The following is a 10463-nucleotide window of genomic DNA, read 5'->3' as shown; positions in this document are numbered from 1 at the left end:
ATTATTCAACGTACTAAAATCACCCATTCATTTTTAATCAGGTGTGAGTTTGCAAGGGCTGGTAATGAGAGAGTTCCCATTAAGGAATTGGAATATTGAGGGTATAACCTACGGAATATTTAAAATATCATCATTCAACGAATTCTTATCTCAAAAAAAAATCCCTATGAAAGCAAAATTTATTTTTTTGACACTCCTTCCTGCAATTATCTCCTTCACAACATCTGCACAGACAACAATTCCGGTTGGCGCATCTCAAACATACACAACAATTGAAACCGCTTACGCAAGCGGAATACCGAGCACGATTACCGGAGCATACATTATTGAGTTGCAGAGCGACTATAATCCTGCTTCTGAAGTATACCCGATTACACTGGCGGCAAAGAGCGGTGCAAGTGCGGCAAACTATATTAAAATTACACCTGCAGCAGGGCAGAGTTTTACAATAACGTCCATCGGTGCGAACCATATCTTTTATCTCAATGGCGCAGACTGGGTAAATATTGATGGTATCGGGAAGAACCTTACTATTTCAGCTAATAACACCGGGGCATATGCTGCCGTGTATTTCGACGCCGATGCTACAAATAACACGGTGCAGAACTGTATACTGCAGGGTAGAAGTGCCTCGGCAACTGCAGGAGTCGTGTGGTTTGCTACAGGCACATCAACAGGAAATGATAATAATACGATTTCCTCCTGCGACATTACTGACATTACTTCTCAACCTTATAACGCGATTTACTGCAATGCCACCACATCTGCAACATCAGCAGACAATATTTCCATCTCAAGCTGCAGCATTTCTAATTTTTGGTATGCAGGCGGAGCCAGTAACGGTATTCTTGTTGCAGGATACGGTTCAGGTGGGACCACAAAAACACCCCGAAAGCCCTGTAAATACAGGGCTTTCGCTTTTTAGGGGGACACTGTGGGGGACAGTGTCGCGGACAAATATTATTTTGATTTTTTTGACCCGAAGCTCAAAAAAGGGGCACCCTTTGCTCCGAAATAGGTGGCGCTCATTAGTCCGAAATAGTCATTAAATTACATACAATGATTAGTTACTTATTTCGTAGGAACTGTCGCACTTTTACGAACATTATGATAAACGCATAATACTTGTCCATTGTCAGTAATTGTCTTTCCACCTTTAGAATGAGGGAAAATATGGTCAGCTTGATATTGAGTCCAACTAACTTGTGCTTCTTTCTCTGATTTGCCTTCCGCTAAACATTGTTGACAAAGACCATTATCGTTTCTGTAAATCTTTATTTTCTCTGCTTCATTGAAAAGTCTTTTTGAATCAAGCAATGTGAGCGAAACATTTTGTTTTGTGAGAAACTCAAAAAATATTTGACGTAATATGATATCACGTTCTTGTAAATTGTTCTGGCTTTGTTGTCTGTTGTTGCTGAATACTACAATATCAAAATCATTTTGGTCTCCTTTAAACCACCTTGCATAAAAGTTAAAGAAGAATTTGTTGAGAATAGTTTTTTCAATGTCCCCAATTACATAATGCATTTTTAAATGCCGGATAAGCAAGAAGAACGAAATGATTAAATATTCTCTTGATAATTCTTTAATCCCTGTCTTTTCATCAAACATTGGGTCGTTCTTAAAAATATCATAAAAAAGAGTTATAATTCTTATGCAATTCTTTGCTGTTTCATTGTTCTCAAAAGAATTGTTTCCAATACCATCTTTTTCAATATATTTATCAATGTAATCAGTCACTGCTGAATCTTTTAATTCTGTATAGACATCAGCTTCTTCAATTATTAAAAACCTTGTCATCAAGGTTAAATGTTGCATGCGGTTGTTGTCTCGTTCAATGATTTGAAAGAATCTATGCTTATTGGGATTTGTATCAATAGGAAGATAATTCTCATAATCAAAAGTTTCATCATCACTATATTTCACAATAAAGTTTCTTGACAAACTTGAAAGTTTAGCATGAGCAATTTCCATAAAGTTTAGTGTTTCGCCTTGTTGTAGCCGCCAAAATATGTCTGTTGCGACCTTTTGATGTTCGGCATTTTTGGGATTATCAATATTTCTGACAACATCGGCATTAATGACGAGTTCTTTAGAAATGAATTTTCGCAATTCCGCAGATAAATCTTTATAATATTTGTTTGAAAGGTCAGGGTGAATATCAGACAATGATGATGGCAGTCTAAATTTGTTATCAAAGAATTCTTGAACAGCGGTAATCCTTTGTTGTCCGTCAACAATTTCTCTTACAGTTTTGTCCTGTGATAACCGCACTTCTCTAACAACAAGTCGAGGTACATAATAACGTCTGAATAAACTATCAAACAAACTTTGCTGTTTTTTAACAGACCAAACACTTTTTCTTTGATAGGGTGGTCTGATAATGTAATCATCTTTGAATTCAAAGAAATCTTTTGACTATTTCGGACTAAACTATGCCAGCATTTCGGAGTAAAGTATGCCACGATTCCGGAGCAAACTATGCCAGTGATTCCGGAGCAAAGTATGCCACTAATCTGGCATAAATTCACTCAAAAAAGAGATAGAATATACGTGCCGGGGTCAAAAAATGTCAAAAATAGCGACTGACATTCCGGCACAAAGTATGCCACTATATTCAAGGACAACATGGGTTCGTATAAGGATAAATTCTTTATACGATGGCAAATAAAATGATAACCATGTTGCAGATCAGACGAGTTCTACAATTAAGAAAACAGGGCAAATCCAATCGCGAAATTGCCCGGGAGCTTCACATCTCACGGCTCACAGTAAATGGGTATGTAAAGCGGATACAGGATGGGCAGGAAGCAGACCAGTTACTGAAAATGAGTGACCAGGAGCTATCATCGTTCATTCAAAGCGCCAGTCCGCCGGTACCGGCGGACTGGCGCTTTGAAGACCTCATGAACCGGATACCGACATTAAGCGATGAGCTAAAAAAACGACACGCCACGCGCATGATACTTTGGGAGGAGTATCGTCAGCTTGTGCCCGAAGGGTATGGCTATACACAGTTTTGCGAACACTTGAGCCGTTTTCTTCAAACGACCAAAGCGGTTATGTACTTTGAGCATGAGCCTGCTGCCTGTATGATGTTCGACTTTGCAGGAGATACGGTTGCGTTGGTTGATCCAGAGACCGGCGAGATTAGCAGGCACCCGGTGCTTGTCTGCGTGCTTCCTTTTTCTGCGTTTACGTATATCGAAGTGCTGCTGTCGGCTAAGCGTGAACTACTGCTTAAAGCGCTGAATAATGCTTTAAGTTATATCGGCGGAGTCCCGTTATCCCTAAAAACCGACAATATGGGGCAGGTCGTGAAAAAGAGCAACCGGTATGAGCCATCGTTTGATGCATTGGCCGAGCAATGGTCGGCACACTACGGAGCCACGCTCATGGCTGCCCGTGTGAGAAAGCCCCGTGACAAAGCTTCTGCTGAAAGTCACGTTAACGCTATTTACAACCGTGTGTATGCGTCATTGCGCAATAGAGTTTTTCATAGCATTGAGCAGATTAATGAGGCTTTTTGGGAGCAGTTGGACAAGTTCAATGCCCGCAACCTTCAGCGCTGTGATTACAGTCGTCGTGACCAGTTTATCCTTCACGAAAAAAAACTATTACTGCCCTTGCCTGCTGAAGCCTTTGTCCCCAAACATAAGATTGCGGCCAAAGTTCAGAAGAATTATCACATTACCCTGGGCGAGGACTGGCATCATTACAGCGTTCATTATAAGTACATCGGGAAAACGGTACAACTGGTTTATGATTTTGATAATGTGGAAATTTACCTTGATGCAATCCGCATTGCTTGTTACAGACGCAATTACAACAGAAACGGACATACTACCCTTGAGGAACACATGCCTCCGGAACACAAGCACTATAAACGCATGAAGGGTTGGAGCCGGGAGTATTTTATTGAAAAAGCAGCAGCGATCGGGCCACACGCGGTCGCGGCGATTAGCAAAATACTCACACAACGAAACTTCATCGAACAGACCTATAACTCATGCCTGGGCGTTTTACGACTGGGAGAAAAATATGGCAATGACCGGTTGGAAGCAGCCTGTCAGCGTGCTATGGCCGGGTATAAAGTGACCTATACCGTGATTAAAAATATCCTTGAACGCAATCTCGACAAAGCATCCCTGCAAACAGACCTTTTTATCGGCATCCCTACACATGAAAACATCAGGGGTGCTGAGTTTTACCAATAAACCAAATTATCCACCTAAAACAACAACTTATGATTAACACAGATCAAACACTGGAACAACTCATGCAGCTGAAGCTGCATGGTATGGCTCAGGTCTACGGTACCACCCGGGCACTGCCATCGCACGAGCTTCCCACGGCTCACGAGCTCATGGCCATGCTAGTCGAGGCCGAACAACACGCCCGTACCGGCCAGCGCACGCAGCTATACCTAAAGTTAAGCGGCCTGCGCTATGACGCCGTGCTCGAAAATATCCAATGCTCACCCACCCGCAACCTCACCCGCAATCAATTAATCGCGCTGGCTGACGGCTCTTTTATACAGCGCTCGGAAAACATCCTTATCACAGGATCCACAGGCTGTGGAAAAAGTTATCTCGCCTGCGCCCTGGGGCGACAGGCGTGTACTCTGGGATATAAAACAATCTACCTTGGAATGAACCGCTTCGCGGAAAAACTTTCGCTATCCAAGCTGGATGGTTCCTATATCAAACTGCTTAACCAAATAGAAAAGTTCCCGTTGGTTATCCTTGATGACTTCGGGCTTACGCCGATGGATAATCAGGTAAGAATCGCCTTGCTTCAGGTGCTTGAAGACCGGTATGGAAAAAGATCAACCATCATCACCTCGCAGCTCCCGGTGAATAAATGGCACCAGTTTATTAGTGAGCCAACACTGGCCGATGCTATTATGGACAGATTGTCAGGTTCTGCTCACCGGTTCGAATTAAAAGGAGAATCGCTGCGAAAAAAATCAATTGAAAAAAAATAGTACTTTTATATACCTATTTGTCCTTTGAAATAGTGGCATAGTTTGCTCCGGAATCGTGGCATACTTTACTCCGAAATGAGTGGCATACTTTGTCCGAAATAATCAATCTTTGATGTTAATTTTGTCCTCTGTAATTAAGTACTCTTGTTTTGGATTAAATGACATAATGTTTATTTTTTAATGGTTAAATTGTTTGCTATCGTTAATTTATTTTTGGTTGCTGATAATGTGCCTGTGTGTTTCTGGCGGCGGCTTTAGCGCACTTCCGTGTCTGCCCCGTAAATATTTTTTAAAGAAACTAAAGTTTCTGTAAACCACCAAACCGCCGCATTAAAGTAGATGCAAGTTACCAGCATGTATTATATGTCTTTCTTTGTTGATTTTGCTGTTTCTTTATGTTTTTGAACTTGCACATTATTGTCAGACTTGATACCTCTTTCTGCTGCAACGTCTGTATATTCAATATTAATCATGTCAAAGGATGCTGCGTCTGTAAATGTTAACTTCTTTTTTCCGCAAACCCAAGCATAAGTTGTCAAACCAGAACTACCAGTACTTATAAACATGTTTACTCCATTAGTGTTTCCATATTTTTCTTCAAAAACTTGTCTTACAGAAGTCGCTATGTCAGTACCGGAGTTGGATACTTTGCTTGATTTTGCTGTCATAATATTGCAAATAAGTTTGGATAGTTTACCTTGAAAAAAGTTTGGAGTTACTCTTGTGTAACATTTGTAATCTGATGTCAGCAAGTAATAAACAAAGGATTCATCACCCATTAAATCTATTTTACCTGTCCGTGATAATTTATTTGCATGTTTGAGATAAATGGACTTGTCCATACTAAAGGTAAAACCTAATAGCAATGTGTCACATTGTATGCCTGAGTTTAAACCTTCTATTTCTGCGTCAGCCAATGTCTTTGTCTTAACATTCTGAGTTGCCTGCTGGTTAACATTTGTCGGTGGATTAAGGCAACCTGTCATAAGGAACGCCACAATAAATAAATAAAATGATTTCTTCATTGGTTTGGTTTTCAATATTGCTGGTAACGGGCAGCATATTGCCGCCGTGTTTTATTTTTTCTCGTCTATTTGTGCTACAACTTCTTCATCTTCTTCCATTGTCTCTGGGACATTTTGAAGTTGATATTTTTCCCATTCAAGTCGCTTTTGTTCATCATTTTTAATGGCTTCTTCAATTGCTAAAGTTTCCCTGTAATGTCGGGCTTCTGCTGTCATAGTCCATTTTGCGTTTATGTTCAAACTGTCAACTTCTGCTTTGATGTCTGCAAGTGTAACTTTGAAAAATTCTTTTCTTGGATTTACTTTATTCATCTGCATTCGCAGGAATTTTCTATGTAATTCTTTTTCAAGTCCAGGTGCATTGTCACTATATATCATTGAATGTACATCAAACTCAAAAGGTACACTTGCATCTCCTAATTCTCTCACCCTGTCTAAAGGTTCAAGCCGTCTTGTCATACCAATTTTATATACATTTTCACCAAATGAACCAATATTTGAAATGATATAAATGTTTCCTGCTTTTGTCTGTTGTGCCATAGAAATTGCACGCTGATTTTTGTCTTCGGCTATTTTCAATTTTTCTTCAAGTTCTTTTAATCTTTCCTCATATTTTGATTTTTGTTCCTCACTTGCTTGTGCAATTTCACTTTGTGCCTTTTCAATTAGTTTCTTTAAAGTTTCTTCTTCCTTTTGAGCTTCACGCATAGCCTTTTCAAAATCTCTTCGCGCCTTTTCTTCTTCTCTAATTTGCTCTTTGATTCCTCTTTGTTCTTCTTGTTCTGCCCATTTCAATTCTTGTGTAGTTACTGCCCATTTCAATTCGTCAAGTCTTGCGTTTAAATATTCAAATGTAACAACTGCATTACGAAAAGCCTTTCCATTATTATTTACAACTTGGTAAGCATCTTTGATTTTTTGTTCCAATGTTCCGTAATTGTCCTTTTTAACTTTTGAAAGTATGGAATCAACTTTACCGTTAAATGCGTCAAGGATAAAATTAATTGCTGTTTCTTTTCTATTCGTTTCAACATAGTCGCATTTTGCAGATGTCCCGTTTTTAATCATTAAACGGGTCTTCTCTCTTGAAAATTTTAACTTTTCACCCGCTTCTGTATGTCCAAATTCTTCTGCCAAATCATCTAATAAACTGTAAGTCGGCATTAAATATCTGTCGCCATAACCTTCAATGATATTCTTCATTGCCTTTACCGTCTTTTCAAGTTCTGTCGCATTTTGCATAGCTTTATATGCATCACCTGCTATTTCTTGTGCTTTCTTGTTTGCTTGTTCTATTATTAGCTGAGCTTCGGTTGTAGCATTATTTAAAAGACTAACTGCATTTTTTTTGAAAGAGGTTGCATCAATAGAGGCTTGGGCTTTTATATTGTTAGCTGAAATTGCGGCTTGTTCAAGTTCCTTTTGTGCTTTAGTTTTTAATTCATTTGATTCAATGATTGCGCTGTCAAGCGTTTGTTTTGCATTGTCGATTAATGAAGCTGCATTCCTTTCTGCATCTGCAAGAATTTCTTTTGCTTTTTGTTCTGTGTCGACAAGCCCTTGATATTTATTTAAAGCAATGTTTCTTTGTTCGAGGTCTGTAACCTGTCCAGAAAAATTTGTTTTCTCCTGTTCAGTATTTGTCAACCGTGAAGTTAAATCATTAATTGTTGTTTGTAGTTTTCTCCAATTAAGAAACCAAAGAATAACTAAAATTGTAATTGCGATAAGTGCGATAATTAAAGTTGGTATCATATTCTGTCGTGTTTAGGTTAAGCTGTCGTGTCTCGTCGGGATTTTTACCATTGCAGCTAACGCACCGACTACTGCTTTTCGGTGGCGATGTTAACCCACTGCCGTTTCCACGAAACACTGCCTGTTAAATTAATTACTTTTTTGTCCTACGAGCACCACTTCCCGCCACTGAAAGCAGAAGCCTGTTATACACCGTTTTTATGGTCTCGGCATTAATGGAAATAGTCCGTTTGCAAATGTTGCACAAGTATATGCGATGCCGTTGAACTCATTAATGTCAAGCGATATTTTGTTTCCTATTATGAAAATTTTTTCATTCCTAATTGTCTCGCAAGATAAATTGTCTACAATTACACCGTCTTTTCTAAAGTCATGAGTTATTTCATTTTGTTGTCCGTCTTTTGCAGTCCAGAATTTTAGTGAAATCCATTTTAGTCTCAAGTCGCCCGTTGGAGAATTTTTAATGTCTTTTTCTCCAACTGTCCCGTGTCTATGAACAAGACAATTTCGTAATTGATTAACCGATAAAACTTCTTCTTTTAATGGAAGTGGCTGCTTAAGCAGCTTTTCAATTTTCTCAATGAAATCAGGAATATGAAACTTCTCATTATCTATTTCAATTTTTTGTAATTCATTTTGTATGTTCTCTCGTGTTCTTGTTTGTTTTGGTTCTTGGGATAGGGAATAGATCCTTAAATATTTATAAGTCTCTTTAAAACTTTTTGTCAAACCAATGATGAAGTCCTCAAAAGCCTTTGTCAGTATCCAGTTTAGTGTAATTCGTTTTTGCTCGTTGATTGTCAATTTTGGTTTTTTGTCATTTATTACTATTGGAAAACTGTCTGTTGGCAATAGCTTGTAAATGTCAAAGTCAGATTTATCAATGGCGTTATAAATATGTGTTAGGCAGTTAGTCACCTGTTTGAGATGCAATAAAAACTTGTTTGTAACTTCATCAAGTTCAACTTTGATTTCAATTTTTTCTTCTTCCATTTGCAATTCCCGAATTGAAAATCTTATTACCTCTTTATTATAAAAGAGTTATTCTATATTTTTCTTCGTTAATTGATTTAGTTCACTAATTAAACTTGTCATTTTTTCATCTTCGCGATAAATATTCACCTTATTCACAATTTGATTTAGAAAATCTTCTGTTTTGTTTCCTGCAAACCAAGCCAATCTTTCTAAATCAAAGTGTGAATCATAAACACTAGCGAAACTAAAATTTCTGATTTCAATTGCAATTCTGCCTCTCTCAAAAAATCTATCAATTCTATTGAACCCACTTAACAACGGTGCAAACTTTTCTGTCTTTAATAATTCTGTTATTTTCACTGTGTCAAAATAGTTTTCATCACAAAACAAAGTCAATTCTCCCCACCAACCCAATAACAAACTAATTGACTTATCCCCGTCAGCAGTTAAATACCAGTGCATATCCCAAAATCCCCACGAATTGAAAGACCATCCGTTTTCAGAATCTACTCTTTTGAATCTTTTATTCGCTTCTTCTTTGAGTTTTGAATACCACTGATTGCGAATTTCATCTCTTTGCCAAAATAACTCTAAAAATGCATTCCACTTTTCAGGAGTATCAAACATCGCTTTTGCTTGTTCAATTAATTCTTTTTCCATTTCATTTTGAATTTAAGTCCATAATTCAATATATTGTTTAACGTATTCTCTCAAACGGTGATTTTCTTTTGGTAATTCATTCATTGAATTTGTCAACCATTTTACTAAATGCTTATTGAATAACCAAATTTTTGGTTCTATAGGAATTGTTATTGGTAAAAAATCCTCATATCCAATTGTAGGTTTTTGTAATGAATGGTCTGCTGGTATTTTCCAGTCAGCAGGAGTTAAATAAATTATTTGAAAGTTTTTATTGTTTGATGTATATTCAATAGCATTTTCACGATAACAATTTGGCAAATAAATTTCTTGATACCAATAACGATACAATTGATTTTCTTGGTCTTTTGCATAGTTGGATTTATTTTCAATTACAACTACTGTGTGTGGGTATTGTCGCTTTAACAAAATATCAATTCTTCCTGTTTCGGCTGTTACAATCCAATGGTCGTTTTCAGATACTTCAATTCCTATAAGTTCAAGAAAACAGTTTAAGAATAATTTGCCTTGACCGTGTTCTGAATATGGATTAATTAATTTTGCAATTAAAAAACTATGCATTGTTTCTCCAATGCCAAAAAATGTAAGAGGGTTAAATAAAATACTTTTCTTTTTGTTACTTTCATTTAACTTTTCTAAAGTTTTAAGGTAATCTTCAATTATTTCGCAATTGAGCAAAATAATTTTATTTGTTGATGATGAAATAAACGCACTAAGATTTTCAAAAATACTTTTGTTGTAGGTTATCTGCTCTGTCAATTTCATATTTTGATGAACAGAAAACTTTTGAATTATTGGGGATAATATTTCTATTTGTTGTCTTGTCATTTTTTATCTTTCAGTCTACAGTTGTTCTGTTTCTTTAAGGGTTGCACATAACGACCAGAGTCTTGCAGCCGTGTTTTTATGTGGGGTGTTAAACACTGCTCTTTCTGCCCGTACGTCAGCCCCAAAAAAATAAACATGGCTGCAATATGTCAGTTATGTGCCGTAATATTTTCTTTAAGGGCACTTCTAAAAACCAATTGTTAATATAAACATCAGATTGTTAATAACTT

Annotated in this window: 9 protein-coding genes and 1 pseudogene; 3 read left to right on the top strand and 7 right to left on the bottom strand. The window is 37.4% G+C overall.

What is annotated here, in order from left to right:
- The first annotated feature begins 166 nt into the window (after positions 1-166).
- Positions 167-925, top strand: a complete 759-nt coding sequence (locus WCM76_14315; GenBank protein ID MEI6766799.1) for a hypothetical protein — start codon at positions 167-169, stop codon at positions 923-925.
- Between the two features lie 146 nt (positions 926-1071).
- Here the strand turns inward: WCM76_14315 and WCM76_14310 are convergent, their stop codons facing one another.
- Both WCM76_14310 and WCM76_14305 read right to left on the bottom strand, forming a co-directional pair.
- Complete coding sequence (locus WCM76_14310) at positions 1072-1530, bottom strand: HNH endonuclease (protein MEI6766798.1); 459 nt, start codon at positions 1528-1530, stop codon at positions 1072-1074.
- Positions 1531-1965: 435 nt separating this feature from the next.
- Positions 1966-2403 (bottom strand): annotated as a pseudogene (locus WCM76_14305) (DUF262 domain-containing protein).
- 284 nt (positions 2404-2687) lie between these two features.
- Between WCM76_14305 and istA the strand changes: the two are divergent.
- The gene (gene istA / locus WCM76_14300) at positions 2688-4220 is read left to right on the top strand and encodes an IS21 family transposase (protein MEI6766797.1); all 1533 of its coding nucleotides are present in this window, start codon (positions 2688-2690) and stop codon (positions 4218-4220) included.
- A 29-nt stretch (positions 4221-4249) separates the two neighbouring features.
- Entirely contained in the window at positions 4250-4990 is a 741-nt protein-coding gene (gene istB, locus WCM76_14295) for an IS21-like element helper ATPase IstB (GenBank protein MEI6766796.1), read from the top strand.
- A 359-nt stretch (positions 4991-5349) separates the two neighbouring features.
- Here istB and WCM76_14290 read toward each other — a convergent pair whose 3' ends face one another.
- The 5 genes from WCM76_14290 to WCM76_14270 all read right to left on the bottom strand — a co-directional run bounded on the left by WCM76_14290 (position 5350) and on the right by WCM76_14270 (position 10233).
- Positions 5350-6015 (bottom strand): hypothetical protein, encoded by a 666-nt coding sequence (locus WCM76_14290; protein ID MEI6766795.1) that lies wholly within the window; start codon positions 6013-6015, stop codon positions 5350-5352.
- A gap of 51 nt (positions 6016-6066) precedes the next feature.
- Positions 6067-7770, bottom strand: a complete 1704-nt coding sequence (locus WCM76_14285) for a DUF4041 domain-containing protein (protein ID MEI6766794.1) — start codon at positions 7768-7770, stop codon at positions 6067-6069.
- Between the two features lie 198 nt (positions 7771-7968).
- Positions 7969-8763: a hypothetical protein gene (locus WCM76_14280; protein MEI6766793.1), complete on the bottom strand. Its 795-nt coding sequence runs from the start codon at positions 8761-8763 to the stop codon at positions 7969-7971.
- 48 nt (positions 8764-8811) lie between these two features.
- Positions 8812-9405 carry a hypothetical protein gene (locus WCM76_14275; protein MEI6766792.1) on the bottom strand — a complete coding sequence of 198 codons (594 nt, stop codon included), beginning with the start codon at positions 9403-9405 and terminating at the stop codon, positions 8812-8814.
- A 12-nt stretch (positions 9406-9417) separates the two neighbouring features.
- Positions 9418-10233 (bottom strand): PD-(D/E)XK nuclease family protein, encoded by an 816-nt coding sequence (locus WCM76_14270; protein ID MEI6766791.1) that lies wholly within the window; start codon positions 10231-10233, stop codon positions 9418-9420.
- Between the last annotated feature and the right edge of the window lie 230 nt (positions 10234-10463).

This window comes from Bacteroidota bacterium, from assembly GCA_037133915.1.
Classification (GTDB): Bacteria; Bacteroidota; Bacteroidia; order Bacteroidales; family CAIWKO01; genus JBAXND01.
This window is presented reverse-complemented; position numbering and strand designations above follow the sequence as displayed.